The following is a 21,833-nucleotide window of genomic DNA, read 5'->3' as shown; positions in this document are numbered from 1 at the left end:
GCCTCCCGAAGTGAGTAACCCGCTTCTCTATTTTATGTGGGCAGGGCACTCCTGCCGTGATTTCCTGCTGATGCTATATGCCGCAGCCGTCACCCAGAGGGTCAAGAGCGCGATGAGCGAATATTCCCTGTTTACCTCCGAGTCTGTTTCCGAAGGCCACCCCGATAAAATTGCCGATCAGATTTCTGATGCGGTCTTGGATGCCATTATCGCCCGCGATAAACAGGCCCGCGTCGCCTGTGAAACCATGGTCAAAACCGGTGTTGCCATTATCGCCGGTGAAATCAGCACCAACGCCTGGGTGGATCTCGAAACCTTGGTGCGCGAGGTGATCACCGATATCGGTTATACGTCTTCCGACGTGGGCTACGATGGCGGTACCTGTGGCGTGGTGAACCTGATTGGCAAGCAGAGTGTCGATATCGCCCAAGGCGTTGATCGCAGCAAGCCAGAAGATCAAGGCGCGGGTGACCAGGGCCTGATGTTTGGCTATGCCACCAACGAAACCGAGTCATTCATGCCGGCACCGATCCACTACGCGCACCGTTTGGTCGAGCGTCAGGCGGAGTTGCGTAAGCACGGCCTGCTGCCATGGTTACGCCCGGATGCCAAAAGCCAGGTGACCTTCCGCTACGATGCCAACGGCCAGCCCTGTGGCGTGGATGCGGTGGTGCTTTCCACCCAGCACGATCCAGAGATTGATCAGGAAGAACTGCGCAAGATGGTCAAGCATGAAATCATCGAGCAGGTGATTCCGGCGGCATGGTTAGACGAGAAAACGCAGTACCACATCAACCCGACCGGTAAGTTCGTGATCGGCGGCCCGGTGGGCGATTGCGGTTTGACTGGGCGTAAAATCATCGTCGATACCTACGGCGGCATGGCGCGCCACGGCGGCGGGGCGTTTTCGGGCAAAGACCCGTCGAAAGTGGACCGTAGCGCCGCGTATGCCGGCCGCTACGTGGCGAAAAACATCGTCGCCGCCGGGCTTGCCGACAAGTGTGAAATTCAAGTGTCGTACGCCATTGGCGTGGCCGAGCCGACCTCGGTGTCCATCGACACCTTCGGCACCGGCAAAATCGACGATGACCAGATCGTCAAACTGGTGCGCGAGCATTTCGACCTGCGCCCGTTCGCCATCACCAAGATGCTTGACCTGTTGCACCCGATGTATCAGCTCACGGCGGCCTACGGTCACTTCGGCCGCGAACCGTTTGAGCACCGCTACCGCTGGGTCAACGATAAAGGCGAAGAGCAAGTGGAGACCTTTACCGCCTTCCCGTGGGAGAAGACCGACAAAGCGGAAGCCTTACGTGACGCGGCTGCGTTGTAAGCTTTTTCTTAACGCTATGTAAGAGAAAGCGGAAAAGTCAGAAAATGCCCTTTTGGCTCACGCCGGGGGCATTTTTGTTTTCACCGCTATGAACGGCTGGACTAGGCTGAAAAAAAAATACTCCAGAGGCGATGGTAATGCGAAAGCGGTGCGTGGTGGGCGCTGGGTGTGTCGTGATGCTGTTGGTTGTGCTGACCGTTCAGGCGGCGGCGTCGATTCAAACGGCTCAGTGCCCTGAGTGGCCAGCAGAGCGGTTGGAGGCCGAAATTGAAGCGCTTGGCGAACGAGTCGCGCGTTGGGATCGTGCTTATTACGCTTCTCAAGGAAATCAAGACGGCGCCTCGCCGGTGGCCGATGAAATTTACGATCAGGCGGTAGCGCGATTAGAGCAGTGGCGCCGCTGTGCCGGGGCGCCAACGGCCCATGTGCCTGAGCGACGTGTGACCTCAAGCAGTGGCGTACGCGATCACCCCGTGGCGCAAACGGGGTTAGAAAAACGGCATGATGCGGGGGTAAAGCGCTGGACAAGCCGTCGCGATGATCTTTGGATTCAACCTAAAGTGGACGGCGTGGCGGTTACGCTGCACTACGTTGAAGGCGAGCTTATCGCGGCGGTAAGTCGCGGTGATGGCGAGCAAGGCCAAGATTGGACCGAGCGTGCTCGCGAGATCCCCGCTATTCCCAACGTACTGTCTGAACCGGTGTCCGCCGTGTTGCAAGGCGAGATTTACTGGCGCATGGAACATCACATTCAGGCGCAGCACGCCCATCGCCGCGCGCGCAGCCAAGTAGCGGGCGCGATGGCGCAGCGTCAACCCGATGAGACGACATTAACCCGGGTTGGGCTTTTTGTGTGGGGCTGGCCCGACGGACCGACCCGCATGAGCGAGCGGCTAACACAATTAACCGCGCTCGGGTTTGATACCGCCGATTACACCCAGGCGCTGGACGAGCGCCGCGATGCTACCTTCTGGCGCGAGCGCTGGTTTCGTGAGCCGCTGCCGTTTGCCACCGATGGCGTGGTCCTCAAGCAAGGCGAGCGCCCCGGTGTTCGGCGCTGGTCAAGCGCACCGCCGGAGTGGGCCATCGCCTGGAAATACCCCGCCCAGCAGGCGCTGGCGGAAGTGCGCGGTATTGAGTTTCGCGTCGGGCGTACCGGGCGGGTGACGCCGCTGGTGTGGCTCAACCCGGTACAGCTGCAAGGACGTCGTATTAGCCGCGTCTCGCTGGGGTCGCTTTCCCAGTGGCAAGCGCTCGATGTGCGTCCCGGCGATCATGTGGCGGTGACACTTGGCGGGCTGACCATTCCGCAGTTGGATACAGTGGTGTGGCCTGCGCAAGCGCGCATGGCGCTAACGGTACCAAGCGAAGATGACTACCATTTGCTGAGCTGCTTCTTCTTGGAGGCAGAAAAAAACCGCTGTGATAGCCAGCTGTTGGCGCGGCTAACGCACTTAGGTGAAGCATTGGGGATGCATGGGGTCGGCGAAGGCACATGGCGGGCACTGCTCGATGTAGGTGCTGTTACCTCGCTGCTTGACTGGTTATCGCTGGGTCATGCTGATCTTACCCGTGTGCCGGGGATTGGGGAGGCCACCGCCGCCGAGTTGGTAGAACGCTTTCATGCCACTCGGGGGCAGCCGTTTCACGTCTGGTTGGATGCGTTGGGCGCGACACCTGGCAGCGAGCAAGCCAGCGGTGATTGGGTAACCCTTTCGGCTTATCAGCGTGAACAGTGGCAAGCGTTTCCCGGCGTTGGGCCGGTGCGCGCTGACGCTCTGTTAGCGTTTTTCAGCCACCCGCAGGTGCAGCGTATGGCGCTTAAGCTTCAGCAGGCGGGAGTCGCGGGTTTTTAGCTAACGCAATTACTAACCCAGCCCGGTGAGGCGCAGCATCAAACCCAGATAAAACGGAATCAAGAAGGGCGCCATCAACGTGGTCATTAGCACCGCGAGCGCGCCTTTTTGCGGCGCAATACCCAGCTCCATGGCCACCACGACGACGTTGGCCGCCATGGGCACCACGCCGAGTAGCAAAATCGCCATGGCGAGTTCCGGTGAGAGCGCTACGGTGTACTGTAGCAGCAAGACAATGACCAGCGTGGCCAGCGGCCATAGCCCGTAGCGTAGCGCCACGCAGGCCGCCACCAGGCGGGTATCCCAGGCGGCGAGCGTCACCTGACTTAACGTCATGCCAATGATCATCATGCCGAGCAGCGTATAAGTGGCGGGAAATACCTCAAGCGAGGTCATTAACGAGGCGGGCAGCGTTAGGTTGAGGTGTGAGAGCAAAAGCGCCGCTAAAAAAGCGTACACCAGCGGCAGGCGCGCAATCTTCACCACACTCTGGCGTATGGAAAACTGCCCGCGAGCGCTGACGTAAAATCCCACGGTAAACTCATACAGCGTGATGCCTAAAATACAGAACAGATAAAGCGTGATGCCTTCGGGCGGCAGGACGATCATCGCCACTGGCAAACCAAAGTAGCCGGTGTTGCCCGTGCCCGCGGAAAAGGCCAGCAGCGCGCCTTCCTGCGCACCAAAATGCCGGTGGGTGAGCGCACGAACGGCAAGGGCAATGACGCTGCTAACGGTAAACAGAATCAGCGTGAGGAGCAGATGCTCGGGGGTGGGGCCACCGTCCATTAACGCGCGAAAGAACGTTAATGGGGCGATCAAGTAGACCAGTAACGTGGCGATGGGGCGTGGGTCGACGCGCAGCATTTGTGCCGCCAGCCAGCCTAAGCCGACAAAGCCGAGCAGCATCAACAGTGGCCCCATTAAGGCATTAACGGCAAGGTTCTCCATGGATTTTTTCCTGGCAGTTTCTCATGCGGTTTTCTCTAAGGGGTGCCCATCATGAGCTGAATTAACGTTGACGCGTGGAATCTTTCATTAGCCGTCGCGCTTTCAAATGGCCAAAATAGCGGATAATACAACGCTATTATGTTATCTCGTACTTAAACCGACTGACCCATGAGGACATTTCATGAGCCGCCAAGAACATCCCCTCGGCATTAGCTTTGAGTTTTTCCCACCCAACACCGACGCAGGCCGGGAAAAACTGATGCACACGCGGGATCAGCTGGCGGCGCGTAACCCGCGCTTCTTCTCAGTGACCTACGGCGCCGGTGGTTCTACCCAAGCGCGTACGCGTGAAGTGGTGCGCGAAGTAGGCAAAAGCGGCATTACCACGGCGCCGCACCTTTCGTGCATCGGCAGCGAAAAAGCGCAGCTGCGCGACCTGCTGGCTCAGTACCGTGACGAGGGTATCGATAGCTTGGTGGCGCTGCGTGGCGATATGCCATCGGGCATGGCGAGTATCGGTGAGCTGCGTTATGCCAATGAATTGGTTGAGTTTATCCGCGACGAAACCGGTGATTACTTCGAGATTGCGGTGGCCGCCTATCCAGAATCTCATCCACAGGCCCCTCATCTCGATAAGGATGTGGAAAACTTTGCGAGAAAAATGAAAGCGGGCGCTAACATGGCGATTACGCAGTACTTTTTCACCGCCGATGCCTACTTCCATTTTGCCGATAAAGCCCGTGCCCTTGGCGTTGAGCAGCCCATTATCCCGGGTATCATGCCGATCACCAACTATACCAAGCTGGCGCGTTTTTCTGACGCGTGCGGAGCGGAAATTCCGCGTTGGATCCGTAAGCAACTAGAAAGCTACGGTGACGATAGCGACGCCATCGCTGCATTTGGTACTGAAGTGGTCAGCCGCCTCTGCCAGCGACTATTGGAAGGCGGCGCACCGGGGCTACATTTTTACACGCTTAATCAAGCCGCGCCGGTACTTAAAATCGTCGATAATCTCGGCTAATTCTGCTCACCGCCACGGCATAACATCACACATAAAGAAACCCCGCCTCAGCGAATGAGCGCGGGGTTTCTTTGTGCAGTGTTATAGGTAAAAAAAGCGTTAACGGCTACGCATCAGCTAGACGTGGTTGCCGCTTTGCCGTTGCCATACATCCTGCGCTGCATGATAAACAGGATGGCCCCAATCACCAGGCCGGCTATATCGGAATAAATGCCGCCGTAAATCATAAACAGCGCACCGACCAGCATGACTACGCGCTGCAGCGTATTCACCGGGCCGAAGAACCACTTTTGTACCATACCCGAGAGCAACACGATGCCTAACGTCGCGGTAACGCCGACTCGGAGTATTTGCATGGCGGAGCCTTCCATCAGCATCGCCGGGCTGTAGAAGAACATGAACGGCACAATGAACGCGGCCAACCCGATTTTAAACGACGCCACCGAGGTGCCCATGGGGTTGTCGCCAGAAATACCGGCGGCGGCATAGGATGCCAAGGCAACGGGCGGCGTAATCGCTGAGACGACCGCAAAGTAGAACACGAAGAAGTGAGCAACCAGCGGCTCAATACCGATGTTGATCAAACCCGGTGCTACGACCGAGGCGGCAACGGCGTAAGCGGCCGTGGTCGGCATGCCCATGCCCAGCATGATGCTGATCAACATGGCAAAGAAGAGAGCGAGTAATTGGCTAACGCCCGCCAAGCCTAACAGCAGCGAAGAGAAACGCGCGCCCACACCGGTCAACGAAATAACCCCGACGATCAAACCGGCGCAGGCACATACTGCGATAATCTGAATCGACATGGTGCCCGCTAGCTGCAGGGCTCTTAAAATGGCGCGAATGCCCATTTTATTCGGCGAAATCCAGCTGACAACCGCGGCTGACGCGGTGGCCAGTGTCCCTGCGCGGATAACCGAGTAACCCATAAATAGGGCGACGATCAGGATGATAATGGGGGCGAACAGGTAGACCTGTTTCACTAACTTGGAGAACAGCGGAATCTCGTCGTCGCGCATACCACGCATGCCTTTGCGCGCGGCTTCAAAATCGACCATGAAGTAGATAGAGGCAAAGTAAAGAATCGCCGGAATGATGGCGGCAATGGCAATCTCGGTATACGGGATCCCTGTTACTTCCGCCATGATGAAGGCACCCGCGCCCATAATCGGTGGCATGATTTGCCCACCGGTCGAGGCGGCAGCTTCAATGGCCCCGGCACTGCGCGCAGGATAGCCAACCTTTTTCATCAGCGGGATTGTCAGCGAGCCGGTGGATACCACGTTACCGGCAGACGTGCCGTTGATCATGCCCATCAAACCTGACGCGAAGATAGATACTTTCGCCGGGCCACCCCGGGCACGGCCTGCGGCGGCAAAGGCAAAGTTAACAAAATAGTCGCCCACTTTAGATGCCTGTAGAAAAGCGGCAAAAATAATGAACAAGATAATGTAGGTCGAAGACACAGCAGTGGTTGGGCCGAGTATGCCGGTATCGGTGTACACCTGGCTAAAGAAGCGCTGTACCGACAGGCCGGGGTAGCCCAAAAAGCCGGGTAAATAGGGGCCGGCGAAAACGTAGGTGAGAAAGACCGCCGAAATAACCACTAATGCTAACCCGGCCACCCGTCGAGTCAGCTCCAGTATCAAGATGGAGCCAGCAACCGCTGCCCAGGAGATGCCGGGCGGGGCGAAGGATGTTCCGGTCGACATGCGAATATTGGTGTTAAACGCCACCAGCAAATAGCCAGCACTAGCGAGCGCACAGACCATGAGGACCAAGTCCGCAGGGTTAAAGCGATGGCGCGCTTGACGATAAAACCAGGACAGCACAACCGCAACGGCCGTCGTCGCCATGAGCGGATAACCGTAATGCCAGTTCTCGATACTCGGGTCGATGCGCATGGCACTGCCGCTGAGCGTTTGGTGCATTAAGAACACTTGCGCCAGTGTATAGGCAGCGGGGATCAGCAGCGCGTAACTCGCCCACTTCAGCCAAGCACCAGACGCGTGACGATCATCTTCGGCGAAACGGGCCCCTGCAAATAGCCCATACCCGAGAATCAGCGCACCGGCAATATGCACGATACGAAACGACCAAGTTTCCATGGGATACACGTTGAGTGAAATCAGGTGAAAACTTGAGTAAGCAATGGCTAGTACGGCAAATAACACAAACTGCCAACCGGTAAAAAGGCGGCGGTTAGATTCAACAATCTCTTCATCGACACCTTCGGCGAGTAGCTCCGAGGCGGGTGAAGTAGCCTGGGCATCATCTTTGAGGCCGTCGGATTCTTGGTCGGTTTTGTGACTCATTAGAGTTCACCCTCACAGCAAACAAAGGGGCAATAGCAAAAATTGCCCCGCTCAACTTGGGTTGGGCGGGGCGCACGATAATGAAAAAACGTTACTTGATTAACGCTTCATCAATTTCGTAGCCGTTCTCTTCGTACCAGCGCGCAGCACCCGGATGGAAAGGCAGCACGGTGTTGTGCTTGATGTTTTCCGGAATGGTGGTGGCCGCACTGCGGTGAACCGACATCATGCGATCATTGTTTTCCATGGTGGCTTTGGTGGCTTCGTAGACTAAGTCTTCCGGCAGGTCACAGCCGGCGATGGCAAAGTTCCACATGGAAACGGCGCGGGCGTCTTCTTCCAGCGTTTGGTACGTGCTGGCGGGAATCATGAACTCGGCGACCGGGAAGTTCTCAAGCACGGTTTGCACTTCTTCTTCGGTGAACTCAATGATGTTCACGTCGGTTTGCACTTCGAGCTGGCTAACCGCGGGAATCGGGATACCGGCAGCGAAAGCGATAACGTCGATCAGGCCATCTTGCAGCTGCCCGCCGAGGTCGGACCAGCCACCGTTGCGGCGATCAAAGTTAACGCCCAAGGTTTCCAGCATGGCCGGGAAGTAGGTGTCGGAGGTTGAGGCTGAGGGGCCAAAGCCAATGCGAGCGCCGTCGGGAATGTCCGAAATCGACTCAATGCCCGAGCCTTCCAGGGCCGTAATCGAGAACGGTGTCTCGTACATCGGGAACATGGCGCATACGTTGTCCATTTTTAAGCCCGGCGCGAGAGGGCTTTCGCCATTCACTGCGTCAGCCGCAGGGCCCATAGTGGTGAGGCCAAAGGCGGCGTTGCCTTCGTGAACCAGTGCCAGGTTTTGCGTCGGGCCGCCGGTCACTTCGCCACCGCCTGATACGTTTAGCTCGTCGGCGATAAAGTTGGCCCAGCCGGAACCATAAACAAAGTAAGTGCCACCTTGGCTGGCGGTACCAACGGTAAAGTTATCGGGCCAATCAGAACGGTCCGTTTGAGCGTGGACGCTACCGGCGGCAAGCAGTGCGCCGCTGGCGAGCAATAACGCTGATTTAGACATCATATTGCGCATGGCGATTTTCCCTTAATGCTATTATTGAGTGTTTGTACGCGTCGAGAATCGCTTGGCGATCTCATTAAGCGTAGTACTCATAGCGATCATCGTGCCACTTTTAAATTTAGTATTAAAAATCAGCAGATTAAGGGTTTTAGATTAAACTTTGGTCTATTTTTTATGTTGGCGAAGTGTCCGGGTTGCCGCACATAAAAGTCACAATGTTGTGCGGTTTTCCGCACATATTTTGGAATTAATCGCGGACAACGTGCTAAGTGCTAAGTATTTAGTGTTAAGTATTAAAAATTAACGTGATGGCCGTGATGACGAAAAGGCGATCGTTTCACGATCACTCGGTGTCAGCGCATAAATAAGCCGTTGTGCCTGATGCAGGTCGTTCATTAACGTCGAGGCAAGTGACGGGTCTAGGCGCTTGGAGCGCAGGCGGGTGGCGATTTCCTGCTGCCACTGCTGGCTCACCGTATCCAGCGGCTCGACCACGGCGGTGATGCTGATGTCGGTATTATCATCGTCCTGACCCTGACTTAGTTGATTGAGTCCTTGAGCAACCGCGAGGCGCAACGCATCGTGGGCATCACGCAACGGGCTTGTTCGAGTGGCGTGTCGCAACAGACTGCGCTGTAGCACTTCGCCAAAGCGCACCGCTTCGACGAGGCGAAAAAGGCGCTGCAAACGCCACTGTATGTGCGTTTGCTGTGCTTGGGTCAACGGCGTATCAATCATCTGTGCATAGAAGGCAAGAATTTCGCTCAAAAGCGGTTTGATGCGCTCGTGGTAGCGTTCGTTGACTGCCGGCCAGGCGTTAGGATCAATCAACGCGGTGGCTTTTTGGCGTTTAGGGGGGTGGCCCAGTACGTCGGCGCTGCGCATTAAAATAGCACTACACAGCACGTGGTACGCATGCCGCTCTAAGCGCTGGCACTCCTGTTCTAGCGCGTTGAGTGCCGTGTCGGGCAGTTGCAGCGCTGAGGCCTCAAGGTAGCGTGCCTGGGCATAAGGCATTTTGGCGGGTGTGGGGAATGTGCGCTCAAGCCAGCGCGCGAGCGCCGGGATTGCCGGTAGCATTAAGATAATGCCAAGCACGTTGAACAATGTGTGAAAAAGCGCCAACTTAAGCGGCCAAGCCTCGGCGCCAATGCCGATCACGGTGCTAATCTGATCGACCAGCCACGCCAGTGGCAGGAGTAAAAGTAGTGCCACAGCGCCGGTAAACAAATTAAAGACCACATGCGCCCCGGCCAAACGGCGTGCGGCGATGCTGGCGCCTAACGCGCCCAGCAGTGCGGTGATGGTTGTGCCGACATTGGCCCCAATCGCCACGGCAAGCGCCGGTAAATACGGTAGCTGCCCGCTGGCAAGGGCTGCCAGCGTAATCAGAAGCGTGGCGTGGCTTGACTGCATCACTACCGTGGCGATGACCCCAAACAGCACGTAAAGTGGCCAGTGCCAAAAAAGCTCCCCGGCAAAGCCTTCAAGCGACAAACCGTCCTGCCAGGCGCTAAACCCAAGCTTCATAAAATCAATGCCGAGAAACAAAAGCCCTACGCCCATTAAGAGATACGCGTAGCCGCGGTAGCGTTTGGCGAGCAGGCGCGAACCAATGAGACCAGCAGCAAGAAACGGCATGGCATAACGCGCGAGATCAAACCCAAGCCCAAAGGTGGCCATTAGCCAGGCGCCGGTGGTGGTGCCCAAATTGGACCCAAACAGCAACGCAATTGCGTTAGGTAGCGCCACCAGCCCGGCGCTGACAAACGACATCGACAAAAGTGTGATTAACGAGCTGGATTGCACGGTGGCCGTCGCCAGCGCGCCAAAGGCAAGTGCTCGGGGCTGTGTGCCGGTCGCGCGGTGCAGCCAGCGTTCGAGTTTGCCGCCGGAAAGTTGCTTAATGCCGCGCTCAAGATACCCCATGCCCCACAAAAACAATCCCAGACCGGCTGCCAGGGTGGCAAGGTCCAGGTAAGACATCAAAAACGCCGTGGCTGCCAGTAATCCTAGCACTACAAGACGGCCACTAAGCGCAGGGTAATGGTGCAGTTGTGTTTGCAGTCGCTGGCGCCAGGGCGAAAAATATGTACTGAGTGCCACTGCCCTCTCCTTGGCGTTGGGGTGTCACGTTAGCCTTATGAAAACATCACCTTATGATCGCTTATTTATCAGAACGGCCAGGGTCGAGAATGCGCACTGGCTGTACATCCTGCTGCTTTTGTTCGTCACGAACTTGGTTAACGCGAGTTTCTAATTCGGGGGCGGATTCGTCTTCGATAGGTAACTGCTCAAAGAAGTCGCAGCTAACGCATTCACGGTAGCGGATGCCGTTTTGCTCCCAGGCACGAATGCGATCCATCTCGGCGCACCGCGGGCAGGTGACGCCGGCAATAAAGCGTTTCACAGTTGACATAGTAAGCTCCTCGCGCGGCAACTCAGTGCCGCGCGGTAGGTAGGGTCGATGGAACAACAAAACTAGGCAGCACGGATGCCGCTATGACGTAAAAGCGGCTCGACACTGGGTTCACGACCGCGGAAGGCGTGGAAAAGCTCGGCCGCATCGCGGGCACCGCCCTGCTCAAGAATCTGGGTGCGAAAGCGCTGGCCGGTTTCAGGATCGAAAATCCCGGTTTCTTCGAAGGCACTCCATGCATCGGCAGACAGCACTTCAGCCCATTTGTAGCTGTAGTAGCCCGCGGCATAGCCCCCGGCAAAAATGTGCCCAAAGCTGTTTTGGAAGCGATTGAACGTCACTTTCGGTACGACGGAAACGTGGTCGCGTACGTCATCCAGCAGGGCTTGAATATCGCCCGCGCTCGGCGCGTTAAGCTCATGGTGTAGGCGCAGATCAAAAAGCGAGAATTCAATCTGGCGTGCCATGCCCATGGCGGATTGGAAGTTTTTCGCCGCCTGCAGGCGCTCAAGTAACTCGGCAGGCAGTGGCTCGCCGGTGTCGACATGTTGTGCCAGCAGGTCGAGTCCTTCGCGTTCCCAGCAGTAGTTCTCCATGAACTGACTGGGCAGCTCCACGGCATCCCAGGCCACGCCGTTGATGCCGGAAATATCGGCGATTTCTTGCTGGGTCAGCATGTGATGCAGGCCGTGGCCGAACTCGTGGAACAGCGTGGTGACTTCATCGTGGGTCAAAAGCGCGGGTTTATCGCCTACCGGCGGGGTGAAATTGCAGGTAAGAAAGGCCACCGGCAGTTGTAAGCCGTTTTGTGTCTGGCGACGCACGCGGCAATCCGCCATCCAAGCGCCGCCGCGTTTGCCCTCGCGGGCATAAAGGTCGAGGTAGAAGCTGGCAATCGGCTCGCCGTGTTCCGTGATGCGGAAGTAGCGCACGTCGTCGTGATAACGCGGTACGTCGTTATCCTCCTCAAAACGCACGCCGTAAAGGCGTTCAACCACCTGAAATAACCCATCGACGACTCGTGGCGCCGGAAAGTAAGGGCGTAACTGCTCTTGGGAGATCGCATGGCGCGCCTCGCGCAGCTTTTCGCTGGCGTAGGCGACATCCCAAGGTTCAAGTGTTTCAAGCCCCAGCTCATCTTGGGCAAAAGCAGTAAGCTCGGTGAACTCTTCTTTGGCCTGAGGCACGGCGCGGCGGGCGAGATCCTGGAGAAAGTCGAGCACCTGCGCCGGGGAATCGGCCATTTTAGTCGTCAGCGAGTAGTCGGCGTAGGTATCAAAGCCAAGCAGTGTCGCAAGCTCTTGGCGCAGCGCTATGATCTCTTCCATGATCTTGGCGTTATCGAATTTACCGGCATCCGGGCCTTGGTCGGAGGCACGCGTGATGAATGCCGTGTACACCTCGCGGCGCAGGTCGCGGTTGTCAGCGTAGCTCACTACCGGGAAGAAGTTTGGGAAGTCGAGTGTGATGCGGTAGCCGTCAAGGCCTTTGGCATTAGCGGTGGCTTTTAGGGTGTCGAGCGCGCTTTCCGGCACGCCGGCGAGTTGGCCTGCGTCCTGAATGTCTTTGTGCCACGCCTGAGTAGCATCAAGCACGTTATTGGAAAACTGGTTGGATAAGCTAGATAAGCGCGATTGAATCTCGCCGTAACGGGCTTTTTTCTCGGCGGGAAGGTCGACACCGGCTAGGCGAAAATCGCGCAGGGTGTTTTCCACCGCGCGACGCTGTTGTGCATTGAGTGCCTGCCAGGCAGGGCCGTCTTTTAGCGCTTGCCATGCGGTAAAAAGCCCCTCGTGCTGGCTCACCCAAGTGCTGAATTCTGACAGCTTAGCGATACAGGCTTCGTACGCCTCGCGCATTTCGGGCGTGTTCATGGTGCCGTTTAGGTGCGAAACCGGCGACCAGACGTTGGAGAGACGGTCGTTGATTGCTTCCAGCGGGGCAGCAAAGTTATCCCACGTGGGTGCGGTGGTTTGCGCTTTTTGCGCGAGCGCGTCAATCTCCTCACGGCTTTCATCGAGGAGTGTTTCAATAGCGGGTACCACATGGTCGGCACGAATCTCGTCAAACGGCGGTAATGCGTGCGCTTCAAGCAGGGGATTGTGGGACATGGCAGCCTCGGTTGGGAAACGTAAGATGTAATTGCATGGTAGATGTGGGCGCGAAGGCGTCGTTTCAATCCTCACGGCACTTTGCAAGATTGGCGCGAAGGCGGGTGCCTGCTAGGCTTGCCGGCTTTGTTGGGGTAATGCAGTCGCGGCTTATCACCGCCAACGTACCATTTTCTTAACCAAACGGGACAGGCAATGAGCGAGACGCTAGAGCGCTGGGGTTCAAAGCGGGCCTTCATTTTGGCCGTGACAGGCGCGGCGGTGGGGCTAGGTAATATCTGGCGCTTTCCTTATGTGGCGGGCGAGAACGGCGGCGCGGCGTTTTTGCTGATTTATGTCGCCTTTGTGCTGCTGCTGGGTCTGCCGGTGATGATGGCGGAAATTCTCATCGGCCGCGCAGGGCGGCGCGGGCCAATGCAGGCGCTGGGCGTGCTGGCGGCCGACGCCGGTGCGTCGCGGCATTGGCGTTGGCTAGGGCTATTTGGCGCGTTCACGGTGTTCTGTATTTTGTCGTTTTACTCGGTGGTGTCGGGGTGGTCGATTGAGTTTCTGGTGGCGTCCATCAACGGCAACTTTCAGGGCGTCTCGGCGGCGGAAATTGGCGCTGGCTTTGATGCGTTTTTGGCCAATCCGGCGCTTTTGACCTTTAACCACACGCTGTTTCTGGCGATGACCATGTCAGTGGTGGCCGCGGGCGTGGCAAAAGGCCTTGAGCGGCTCAATAACCTGCTAATGCCACTACTTTATCTGCTGCTGTTGCTATTGGCAGGCTACGCTACCACGACCGAAGGGTTTGGTACGGCACTGGCATGGCTGTTTCTGCCGGAATTTGGCGCCGTCACCCCCAGTGTCGTGCTGCACGCGATGGGGCATGCCTTTTTCACCTTGGCCGTCGGGGCGTGTGCGCTTATGGCGTACGGCGCGTATATGCCGGATGATCAAAGCCTGCCCAAAGCCGCCGGTGCCGTGGCCGTTCTCGATATCAGCGTGGCGCTGCTCGCGGGCATTGCGATTTTTTCCGTGGTGTTTGCTCAAGGAATGGACCCTGCAGACGGCCCGGGATTGATGTTTGTGACCTTGCCAATTGCGTTTTCGCAGTTGCCGGGTGGCTCGCTGTGGTTAAGCGTATTCTTTTTATTGTTGCTGCTCGCTACCTGGACATCGGCGATCAACCTGGCCGAACCCATGGTTGCCACGCTTCAAGGTCTGGGGCTGCGGCGTAGTCGCGCGACGGCAGCAGTGGCGCTAAGTGTGTGGCTATTGGGGCTACTCTCGGTATTCTCCTTCTCGTTTATGGCGGACTTCCGCCCGTTGTTTGGGCGTAACATGTTTGAACTGGTCAGCAGCATTCCGCCGGATATATTTCTGCCGATCGGCGGGCTATTGATTGGCGTATTTGCTGCTTGGGTAATGCCGCGTACGACCGCGATGCAAGCGTTAGGCACAAGCGAGCGTAACTTTTATCTGTGGCAAAATGTCTTGCGTTGGGTGGCTATTCCGTTGACCTGTATCGTGTTGTTAAGCGCGCTGGTGTAAACGTACAGAGGCACAAGAGGAGAGATAACAATGAGCACAGCATTACGCCCTTACCAGGGCCAAACGCCGACGCTGGGTGAACGGGTGTATATCGACCCGGCAAGCGTCGTGATCGGTGATGTCACGTTGGGCGATGACTGCTCGGTGTGGCCAATGACAGTGATTCGTGGCGATATGCACCGTATCCGCATTGGTGCGCGCGTTAGCGTACAAGATGGTAGCGTGCTGCATATTACCCACGCCAGCGACTATAACCCCGAAGGCTTTCCGCTGACCGTGGGCGATGATGTCACCATTGGCCACAAAGCGATTCTGCATGGCGCCACTCTGGGTAGCCGCATCTTGGTTGGCATGGGCGCGATTGTGATGGACGGCGCGGTAGTAGACGATGACGTCATCATCGCCGCAGGCGCGGTGGTGACGCCGGGCAAGCATCTTGAAAGCGGCCATGTGTATGCCGGTAACCCGGCAAAGGCGCTGCGCCCGCTCAAAGAGAACGAGTACACGTTCTTCTCTTACACGGCGGGTAACTACGTCAAATTGAAAGACCGCTTTCTCGCCGAGGCATCCGCATAATCCCGCGTTAGGTGGTTGTTCGCCTAACGTCACGGAAGAACGGTCTGTTTTCTTTTGATTTTTCGGCGTTATTTATGCGGTAGCCATGTTGCGGCGGAGTGAAATCTGGTAATTTATCCAGCTTTTTAGGGTGCCACGACATGGCTAATTTTCGCACGCATATCACCGTCGCATCAGTGGGCGGCATGCTCGTGGCGTATGCTGGCTGGCAGGCGCAGTGGTGGCCTGCGTCTCAGGCCATTTTGGTCTGCGCGCTTACCGCCTTTGGCGGCATTCTGCCGGATATTGACGCCGACCGCTCACGCTCTATTCGGCTAATTTTTAACCTGCTGTCTGTTCCGGCGTTGGTGCTTGGTGTGCTGCTGCTGCAGGCGTGGCTCTCGCCGGGCATGCTGTTAGTGGCGTGCGGCGGTATCTACTTTGGCGTGCGCTATTTGCTTGGCGTGCTGTTTTCACGGCTCACCGTGCACCGTGGCATTTGGCATTCGCTTCTGGCGGGTTTGCTGTGCGCGCTGTTGACAGCGGCATTGAGTTTTCAGCTGCTGGCGCAGTCGGCGTGGCTCGCGTGGTCTCACGGTATCGCGGTCTGGGTTGGGTTTAGCATTCACTTGCTGCTCGATGAGCTTTACAGCGTTGACCTTGAGGGGGCACGGCTCAAGCGCTCTTTTGGCACGGCGCTAAAGCTCACCGACGGCCGCCGCCCGATGTCGAGCCTTTTAATGCTGATCGCGACATTAACGTTGCTGCCGTGGCTACCGCCATGGGCGGCGTTGGGTGAACTGTTGCATCAGGGCTCGCTACTGTGGCGGTAATCCTCGGCGCGCAGGCCGTGTTTTTTGAGTTTGTCGTAGAGCGTTTTACGCGGAATGCCCAGGTGCTCGCACACCGTGGTCACGCGCCCGTGGTGGCGGGAAAGCGACTGGCTGATCAAGCTTTTTTCAAACAACTCCACCTGGTGCGGTAGCGAGGAGGCTGGCGTGTCGGCATTTTCCCCTTCGAGAAGCCCGTCCAAACGGTAGTCGAACGCGGCGCCGAGCAGCACATAGCGTTCGGCAAGGTTGCGTAACTCGCGCACGTTGCCCGGCCAATCGTGGGCTAGTAGGGTCGCCACGGCATGGCTATCCAGCGGCGGGGCTTCAAGCCCGCTGCGGTTAGCGGCAACAACGGCGAAGTGCTGAAAAAGCAACGGAATATCTTCGCGCCGCTCGCGCAGGGCTGGCAGGGGCAGCGTGACCACGTTAAGACGATAGTAAAGGTCTTCACGGAAGTGACCGTTTTCAGCGGCGGCTTTCAGGTCTACCTTGGTCGCGGCGATAACGCGAATGTCCAACGGAATAACGTCGTTGGCGCCTAAACGTTCAATCGAGCGCTCCTGAAGCACGCGTAGTAGCTTGACCTGCAGCGCCTGCGGCATTGACTCAATTTCGTCGAGAAACACGGTGCCGCCATTGGCATGCTCGAATTTGCCGATGCGCCGCTCCACTGCGCCGGTGAAGGCGCCTTTTTCGTGGCCGAATAGCTCCGACTCGATAGTGTTTTCGGGTACCGCCCCGCAATTAATCGCCATAAACGGATGATTGCGACGCGCACTGCGCTCGTGAATCGCACGGGCGACGAGGTCTTTGCCGGTGCCGGTTTCGCCAAATAGCAGTACGTCAGCTTCTACCTGACTGATGCGTTGGATCATCGCTGCCAAGCGGGAGACAACGTCGGTGCGCCCGACGAGCCGCGGGCCGAGAGCGGCCTGTTGGGCCTCAAGTTCGGCTTTTAAACGGTGGTTTTCCAAGCTTAGCTGGCGCTTTTCAATCCCGCGGCGCACGACGTCGAGTAGCTGGTCTCCGGCAAAGGGCTTTTCCAGAAAATCCCAGGCGCCGGCGCGCATCGCCTCCACAGCAGTGGAAATATCGCCATGGCCGGTAATCAAAATAACCGGCAACGTCGGGTCGCGTTCATGCAGCGTGCGCAAAAGTGCCATGCCGTCCATGCCGGGCATGCGAATATCGCTGACGATTACACCGGGAAAATGGGGCGTTAGCGCTTCAAGCGCCTGTTCGGCGGATTCAAAGCAGTGCGGGGTGTAGCCCGCGAGTTCCAGCGTTTGGTTTGCGGTGATACGCAAGTGCGGCTCATCGTCGATCACCATGACCGGCAGCGTCGACGGCTCATGCATGAGTGGGTTTCTCCAAAGCAGTACGGGGGGCGTCGGCAAGCGGCAACGTGACGCTAAATTCGGCGCCACCTTCATCGCGGTTATGGGCGTGGAGCTTGCCGCCAAGGTCTTCCATGATACGCGATGAGATCGAAAGGCCCAGCCCTAAACCGCTGCCGGGTGCTTTGGTGGTAAAAAACGGCTCGAATATTTGATCGAAATGCGCCGCATCGATACCAGGGCCGTTATCGGCAACATGAATAGAGACGTGGTTAGCGTCGGAATTAACCGTGACGATGAGGATTGGCATGGAGGTGTCTTTCATCGCCTGAAGCGCATTGCTAATGAGGTTGACGATGACTTGCTCTAAGCGCACAAGGTCGCCTTTGACCCATAGGGGCTCGTGAGGAATATGCTGCTCGACGTTAATTTGGCCCGCCCGCAGACGACTGTGAAAGAGCCTGAGCGCATACGCCACGCAGGACTGCACCGAAATGGTTTCTTGGCGCTCGCTGCTTTTGCGTGAGAACTGGCGTAGCTGTGCACTGATTTCGGCCATGCGCTCGGTGAGCTCAATGATTTGAGCGAGATTGGCGTCGGCTTGATCTGTACGGGAGAGTTCAATAAAACGGCGGGCATTTTCACCGTAAGCGCGAATCGCGGCGAGCGGTTGGTTGAGTTCATGGTTAATGCCCGCGGCAAGCTGGCCGAGCACTGCGAGCTTTGCGGCTTGAATTAATTCATCTTGAGTTTGCCGTAGGTTAGCCTCGGCACGACGGCGCTCTTCGATTTCGGCCGATAAGCGTTGGTTGCTGGCGACCAAATCACGGGTGCGGCGCTCCACGCTTATTTCCAGTTCATCGCGCACGCGCGCCAGCGTTTGGCGTTCGCGTTCGGCGAAAGTTTCACGCTCGCGTCGCAGGCGTAGGCGCTGCCATCCGATGCCGCCGCCAAGTGTGACGACGCCGTAAAGTCCGCCCGCCATTAGAGCTGCCATCCACTGCGCGCTGACGACGGAGTCGATCGGCTTAAGAATGTGCATCTCCCACTTAAGCTCGGGCAGTTGGCGCGTTAAGCTCAAGTAGCGGTGACCGCTAAGTGGTCCGCTATCGAAATTGATCAGCTGAGTACCGGGCGCGTATTGCGCTTCCATTTGAATCCCGGATGCCTTGAGTGGTTCGGCGGCGTAGCGGCGGGTTTCGCGCAAGACTTCGCGCTGCTCATCAGAGAGCGGGTGGAGGGCATTCATACGCAGTTCAGGTTCGCTAGCCAGAAAAATAATATCGTCTTTGTCGGTGACAAAGAGCGTGGCGTCCTGTTCCGCCCAGTTATCTTCTACATCGTTTAGCAGCACCTTCACCACCATGACGCCATCCGGGCGGGCGTCGGGTGAAGTCGTGTCTAGCCATACCGGGGCAGAAAAATAGTAGCCGCGTTCTTGTGACTGCACGCCTAGCCCGTGAAAGCGACCTTGGCGGCCCGCAATCGCTTCAGTGTAGTAGCTACGAAACGCGTAGTTTTGATCAATAAACGTATTGGGTCGGTGCCAATTACTGGCGGCGAGGGTGGTGCCTTCGCGATCCAGCAAGTAGACATCCGACACACCGGAGGTAAAGCGAAAACGGTCAAGCAGCAGGTTGAGCGGCATCACGTCTTGGCGCTCGGGGGAGGCAAGAAAACGCTGAACGCCTTCGCGGGTGGCGAGCATTTGCGGCAAATAATCGTAGCGCAGCAAATAGCCGTTTAGGTTGGCAGCGGAGAGACGTAATTCATTCTCGGCATCCTCTTGAAGACTGGTTAGCGCCTGTTCCCGCGCGAATTGAGCCGCTTGCCACATCACCATCAGTAATCCCAAGGCGACGATGAACCAGCCTAGATGTCGCCACGGCTTTACGCCATTTTTGCGTATCATGCCGGTGAAGAAACGCTTTGAGAGCGGCGCAGGGCGCGCTGGGCACGGGTTTCAGCGCGCGCCATTTCCAGCAAGCCCTCTTCGACAAACACCAAATGTTCGTGGGCGCGAGCACGGGCATCTTCAGCGCGGCCGTCTAAAATGGCATCCAACAGCGCGCGGTGCTGCTTCATTAATTGGCTGCGCGAACCGGGTTTCGCGAATAAGTGCGCGAGATTATCGACAATGCTCTGTTCTAGCAGGTGAAAAATCCCTCGAATGGTATGCAGCAGTAGGACATTATGGGCGGCTTCGGCAATGGCAAGGTGAAAAGCGGCGTCTAGCTTGGCTTCCTGGGCGGGGTCAGCCCCGGCAAAACCGCCGTCTAGCTCTTCAAAGCGTTGAATCAACACGGCTTTGTCCGCTGGCGTGGAGCGCAGCGCCGCATAATAGGCGGAGATGCCCTCCATCGCATCGCGAAACTCCAAGAGATCAAGGTGGAACTCTTTATGCCGCGAGAGCATTTCCAGTAGCGGGTCGGTGTAACCGCTATTGAGCGTATCGTTGACGAATGTACCGCCTCCTTGACGGCTGCTTAGAAGCCCGCGCGCAGCCAGTTTTTGAATGGCTTCGCGCAGTGAGGGGCGGGAGACGCCAAAACGTTCAGCTAACTCGCGTTCCGGCGGTAAGCGCTGCCCAGGCTTAAGGCTACCTTCTAAAATCATGGCCTCTAGGCGTTCGGTAATGACATCGGCTAAACGGGGTTGGCGAAGCGGCGCGTAAGTCATAAGAAGCTCCTTAATTGGTAAGACCAATATTAAGCAATTTTTAAAACACCTTCAACTTGCCGAAATAGCGTGATCTGTGTCGTTGACTGCTATATATAAAACATACGCATAAAACTAAAGTATAGGCTTTAAACACGTTAAGAATCGCGAGTAAATTTGACAGTGCTTTTTCTTCTACCTAATGTGAGCGCTATTCTTTTTGTTAATTGGTTTTACCAATTTTGGGTTTCTCAAGCCTTAAGCGGTGTCGCGAGGTTGTAGGCGTATAACGCTGCTTCTTAGGTGAGTGCCCCATATACAGTGTCTCCATTGCATAGGGCTTGCCATGATCATTTCAGCCTCTACGGACTACCGCCAAGCTGCCAAGCGCCGTATCCCTCCTTTTCTTTTTCACTACGCCGACGGGGGGTCTTACGCGGAGCATACGCTGCGGCGAAATGTTGATGATCTCGCGGGCGTCGCGCTGCGACAGCGCGTGCTGAAGGATATGTCATCGTTATCACTTGAGACTGAGCTGTTTGGTGAAAAGTTGGCGATGCCTGTCGCTCTAGCACCGGTGGGGCTAACCGGTATGTACGCTAGACGTGGCGAAGTGCAGGCAGCACGGGCAGCAACGAAGAAAGGCATACCGTTTACGCTCTCGACGGTCTCTGTATGCCCTATTGCCGAAGTGGCAGCAGCGATTGATCGACCCATTTGGTTTCAGCTCTATGTGCTCAAGGATCGAGGCTTTATGAAGCATGTTTTGGAGCGAGCCAAAGCCGCTGGGGTCAAAACATTGATCTTTACTGTCGATATGCCCGTACCCGGTGCGCGCTATCGCGACGCTCACTCCGGTATGAGCGGCAAGCATGGACCAATACGGCGTATGCTTCAGGCTGCGATGCATCCTCTTTGGGCCTGGGATGTGGGTCTTCATGGTCGCCCCCATGACCTGGGGAATGTGTCGGATTATCGTGGTCAGCCGACAGAGCTTGAAGACTACATTGCCTGGCTGGGTGACAACTTTGATCCCTCTATCTCTTGGAAAGACCTCGAATGGATCCGCGAGTTTTGGGATGGCCCGATGATCATTAAAGGGATACTCGACGCCGAAGATGCGCGCGATGCGGTGCGTTTCGGTGCCGATGGCATTGTGGTTTCCAATCATGGTGGTCGTCAGTTGGATGGTGTTCCTTCTACTGCGCATGCTTTACCTGCTATTGCGGATGCGGTTAAAGGTGATTTGACCATTTTGGCGGATTCCGGTGTGCGCAATGGGCTTGATGTCGTGAGAATGATTGCCATGGGGGCCGATACGGCCTTGATTGGGCGTGCCTTTATTTATGCGCTTTCGACGGCTGGCGAGGCGGGCGTTGCTCATCTGCTTGAGCTTTTCGAAAAAGAGATGAAGGTGGCAATGACGCTTACGGGCGCGCGAACAATCGCTGATATTAATTCAGATTCGCTTGTGTCGAGCTCACTGCGCGATATCTAGTCTGCCGTGCAGAGGTCTTTTTAGTTAAGCGACGTTATTGTTTTATGTAACCTCGCTTGAAAGGTGCTAAGTGCTAAAATTTTCTGCCACAACCCCTTGCCAACCTGTCGGTGAACCCGTAGAGTACGCATCCGCTGCCGGGGACGCAGGGCGTTACCGGCGGTGCGTTTTTACCACGATGAGGGGTGAAAACCTTGGTTTGTCAGTACGTTAGCAGGTTTGGCGAAAGGTAAGTCAGACGCTAAATCAGCCGTTGACAAACACACGGAACGGCGTAGAATACGCCTTCCTCGCTGAGGCAAGCCATTCCGGTTATCGAATCGCTTCCCTCAACGAAATGCTCT

General features: G+C 56.7%; 16 protein-coding genes. 7 read left to right on the top strand and 9 right to left on the bottom strand.

Annotated features, from left to right (window positions below; all coding sequences use genetic code 11):
• Positions 1 to 112: 112 nt before the first annotated feature.
• The gene (gene metK, locus QC823_RS14625) at positions 113 to 1,333 is read left to right on the top strand and encodes a methionine adenosyltransferase (protein ID WP_309657084.1); all 1,221 of its coding nucleotides are present in this window, start codon (positions 113 to 115) and stop codon (positions 1,331 to 1,333) included.
• Positions 1,334 to 1,470: 137 nt separating this feature from the next.
• On the top strand, positions 1,471 to 3,189 hold the full coding sequence (gene ligB / locus QC823_RS14620; RefSeq protein WP_309657083.1) for an NAD-dependent DNA ligase LigB: 1,719 nt from the start codon (positions 1,471 to 1,473) through the stop codon (positions 3,187 to 3,189).
• Between the two features lie 12 nt (positions 3,190 to 3,201).
• On the opposite strand, the gene QC823_RS14615 is transcribed toward ligB, so the two are convergent.
• Complete coding sequence (locus tag QC823_RS14615; RefSeq protein ID WP_309657082.1) at positions 3,202 to 4,140, bottom strand: AEC family transporter; 939 nt, start codon at positions 4,138 to 4,140, stop codon at positions 3,202 to 3,204.
• 181 nt (positions 4,141 to 4,321) lie between these two features.
• Between QC823_RS14615 and metF the strand changes: the two genes are divergently transcribed.
• The gene (gene metF / locus QC823_RS14610) at positions 4,322 to 5,161 is read left to right on the top strand and encodes a methylenetetrahydrofolate reductase [NAD(P)H] (RefSeq protein WP_309657081.1); all 840 of its coding nucleotides are present in this window, start codon (positions 4,322 to 4,324) and stop codon (positions 5,159 to 5,161) included.
• Positions 5,162 to 5,274: 113 nt separating this feature from the next.
• Here the strand turns inward: metF and QC823_RS14605 are convergent, their stop codons facing one another.
• The 5 genes from QC823_RS14605 to prlC form a co-directional block, all read right to left on the bottom strand.
• Positions 5,275 to 7,476 (bottom strand): TRAP transporter permease, encoded by a 2,202-nt coding sequence (locus QC823_RS14605; protein ID WP_309657080.1) that lies wholly within the window; start codon positions 7,474 to 7,476, stop codon positions 5,275 to 5,277.
• A gap of 91 nt (positions 7,477 to 7,567) precedes the next feature.
• A complete protein-coding gene (locus QC823_RS14600) occupies positions 7,568 to 8,554 on the bottom strand; it encodes a TAXI family TRAP transporter solute-binding subunit (RefSeq protein ID WP_309657079.1) in 987 nt (328 codons plus the stop codon).
• Between the two features lie 288 nt (positions 8,555 to 8,842).
• On the bottom strand, positions 8,843 to 10,648 hold the full coding sequence (locus QC823_RS14595) for a Na/Pi cotransporter family protein (RefSeq protein ID WP_309657078.1): 1,806 nt from the start codon (positions 10,646 to 10,648) through the stop codon (positions 8,843 to 8,845).
• A 61-nt stretch (positions 10,649 to 10,709) separates the two neighbouring features.
• Positions 10,710 to 10,961: a YheV family putative zinc ribbon protein gene (locus QC823_RS14590; protein WP_309657077.1), complete on the bottom strand. Its 252-nt coding sequence runs from the start codon at positions 10,959 to 10,961 to the stop codon at positions 10,710 to 10,712.
• 62 nt (positions 10,962 to 11,023) lie between these two features.
• Positions 11,024 to 13,072: an oligopeptidase A gene (gene prlC, locus QC823_RS14585; protein WP_309657076.1), complete on the bottom strand. Its 2,049-nt coding sequence runs from the start codon at positions 13,070 to 13,072 to the stop codon at positions 11,024 to 11,026.
• Positions 13,073 to 13,267: 195 nt separating this feature from the next.
• Between prlC and QC823_RS14580 the strand changes: the two genes are divergently transcribed.
• The 3 genes from QC823_RS14580 to QC823_RS14570 all read left to right on the top strand — a co-directional run bounded on the left by QC823_RS14580 (position 13,268) and on the right by QC823_RS14570 (position 15,996).
• Entirely contained in the window at positions 13,268 to 14,608 is a 1,341-nt protein-coding gene (locus tag QC823_RS14580; RefSeq protein WP_309657075.1) for a sodium-dependent transporter, read from the top strand.
• Between the two features lie 30 nt (positions 14,609 to 14,638).
• Positions 14,639 to 15,184 (top strand): gamma carbonic anhydrase family protein, encoded by a 546-nt coding sequence (locus QC823_RS14575; protein ID WP_309657074.1) that lies wholly within the window; start codon positions 14,639 to 14,641, stop codon positions 15,182 to 15,184.
• 140 nt (positions 15,185 to 15,324) lie between these two features.
• Positions 15,325 to 15,996 carry a metal-dependent hydrolase gene (locus tag QC823_RS14570; RefSeq protein ID WP_309657073.1) on the top strand — a complete coding sequence of 224 codons (672 nt, stop codon included), beginning with the start codon at positions 15,325 to 15,327 and terminating at the stop codon, positions 15,994 to 15,996.
• Here the strand turns inward: QC823_RS14570 and QC823_RS14565 are convergent.
• Genes QC823_RS14565 through QC823_RS14555 form a run of 3 tightly spaced genes read right to left on the bottom strand, consistent with a single transcriptional unit; the run spans position 15,972 to position 20,012 of the window.
• Positions 15,972 to 17,354: a sigma-54-dependent transcriptional regulator gene (locus QC823_RS14565; protein WP_309657072.1), complete on the bottom strand. Its 1,383-nt coding sequence runs from the start codon at positions 17,352 to 17,354 to the stop codon at positions 15,972 to 15,974. The genes QC823_RS14570 and QC823_RS14565 overlap by 25 nt on opposite strands.
• Complete coding sequence (locus QC823_RS14560; RefSeq protein WP_309657071.1) at positions 17,347 to 19,245, bottom strand: sensor histidine kinase; 1,899 nt, start codon at positions 19,243 to 19,245, stop codon at positions 17,347 to 17,349. Before QC823_RS14560 ends, QC823_RS14565 begins: the two co-directional genes overlap by 8 nt.
• Positions 19,242 to 20,012: a GntR family transcriptional regulator gene (locus QC823_RS14555; RefSeq protein WP_309657070.1), complete on the bottom strand. Its 771-nt coding sequence runs from the start codon at positions 20,010 to 20,012 to the stop codon at positions 19,242 to 19,244. The genes QC823_RS14560 and QC823_RS14555 overlap by 4 nt, the downstream gene beginning before the upstream one ends.
• Positions 20,013 to 20,337: 325 nt before the next feature.
• Between QC823_RS14555 and lldD the strand changes: the two genes are divergently transcribed.
• Positions 20,338 to 21,489 carry an FMN-dependent L-lactate dehydrogenase LldD gene (gene lldD, locus QC823_RS14550; protein ID WP_309657069.1) on the top strand — a complete coding sequence of 384 codons (1,152 nt, stop codon included), beginning with the start codon at positions 20,338 to 20,340 and terminating at the stop codon, positions 21,487 to 21,489.
• Positions 21,490 to 21,833 lie beyond the last annotated feature (344 nt).

This window comes from Vreelandella vilamensis (assembly GCF_031451755.1).
GTDB classification, from domain to species: Bacteria; Pseudomonadota; Gammaproteobacteria; order Pseudomonadales; family Halomonadaceae; genus Vreelandella; species Vreelandella vilamensis.
The sequence above is the reverse complement of the archived record's forward strand: the minus strand, read 5'-3'. Positions and strand labels throughout refer to the sequence as shown.

Excerpts from the sequence above, each read along its gene's own strand:
- metK (WP_309657084.1), top strand. The coding sequence starts at position 113 with ATGAGCGAATATTCCCTGTTTACCTCCGAGTCTGTTTCCGAAGGCCAC.
- ligB (WP_309657083.1), top strand. The coding sequence starts at position 1,471 with ATGCGAAAGCGGTGCGTGGTGGGCGCTGGGTGTGTCGTGATGCTGTTG.
- QC823_RS14615 (WP_309657082.1), bottom strand. The coding sequence starts at position 4,140 with ATGGAGAACCTTGCCGTTAATGCCTTAATGGGGCCACTGTTGATGCTG.
- metF (WP_309657081.1), top strand. The coding sequence starts at position 4,322 with ATGAGCCGCCAAGAACATCCCCTCGGCATTAGCTTTGAGTTTTTCCCA.
- QC823_RS14605 (WP_309657080.1), bottom strand. The coding sequence starts at position 7,476 with ATGAGTCACAAAACCGACCAAGAATCCGACGGCCTCAAAGATGATGCC.
- QC823_RS14600 (WP_309657079.1), bottom strand. The coding sequence starts at position 8,554 with ATGCGCAATATGATGTCTAAATCAGCGTTATTGCTCGCCAGCGGCGCA.
- QC823_RS14590 (WP_309657077.1), bottom strand. The coding sequence starts at position 10,961 with ATGTCAACTGTGAAACGCTTTATTGCCGGCGTCACCTGCCCGCGGTGC.
- prlC (WP_309657076.1), bottom strand. The coding sequence starts at position 13,072 with ATGTCCCACAATCCCCTGCTTGAAGCGCACGCATTACCGCCGTTTGAC.
- QC823_RS14580 (WP_309657075.1), top strand. The coding sequence starts at position 13,268 with ATGAGCGAGACGCTAGAGCGCTGGGGTTCAAAGCGGGCCTTCATTTTG.
- QC823_RS14575 (WP_309657074.1), top strand. The coding sequence starts at position 14,639 with ATGAGCACAGCATTACGCCCTTACCAGGGCCAAACGCCGACGCTGGGT.
- QC823_RS14570 (WP_309657073.1), top strand. The coding sequence starts at position 15,325 with ATGGCTAATTTTCGCACGCATATCACCGTCGCATCAGTGGGCGGCATG.
- QC823_RS14565 (WP_309657072.1), bottom strand. The coding sequence starts at position 17,354 with ATGCATGAGCCGTCGACGCTGCCGGTCATGGTGATCGACGATGAGCCG.
- QC823_RS14560 (WP_309657071.1), bottom strand. The coding sequence starts at position 19,245 with ATGATACGCAAAAATGGCGTAAAGCCGTGGCGACATCTAGGCTGGTTC.
- QC823_RS14555 (WP_309657070.1), bottom strand. The coding sequence starts at position 20,012 with ATGACTTACGCGCCGCTTCGCCAACCCCGTTTAGCCGATGTCATTACC.
- lldD (WP_309657069.1), top strand. The coding sequence starts at position 20,338 with ATGATCATTTCAGCCTCTACGGACTACCGCCAAGCTGCCAAGCGCCGT.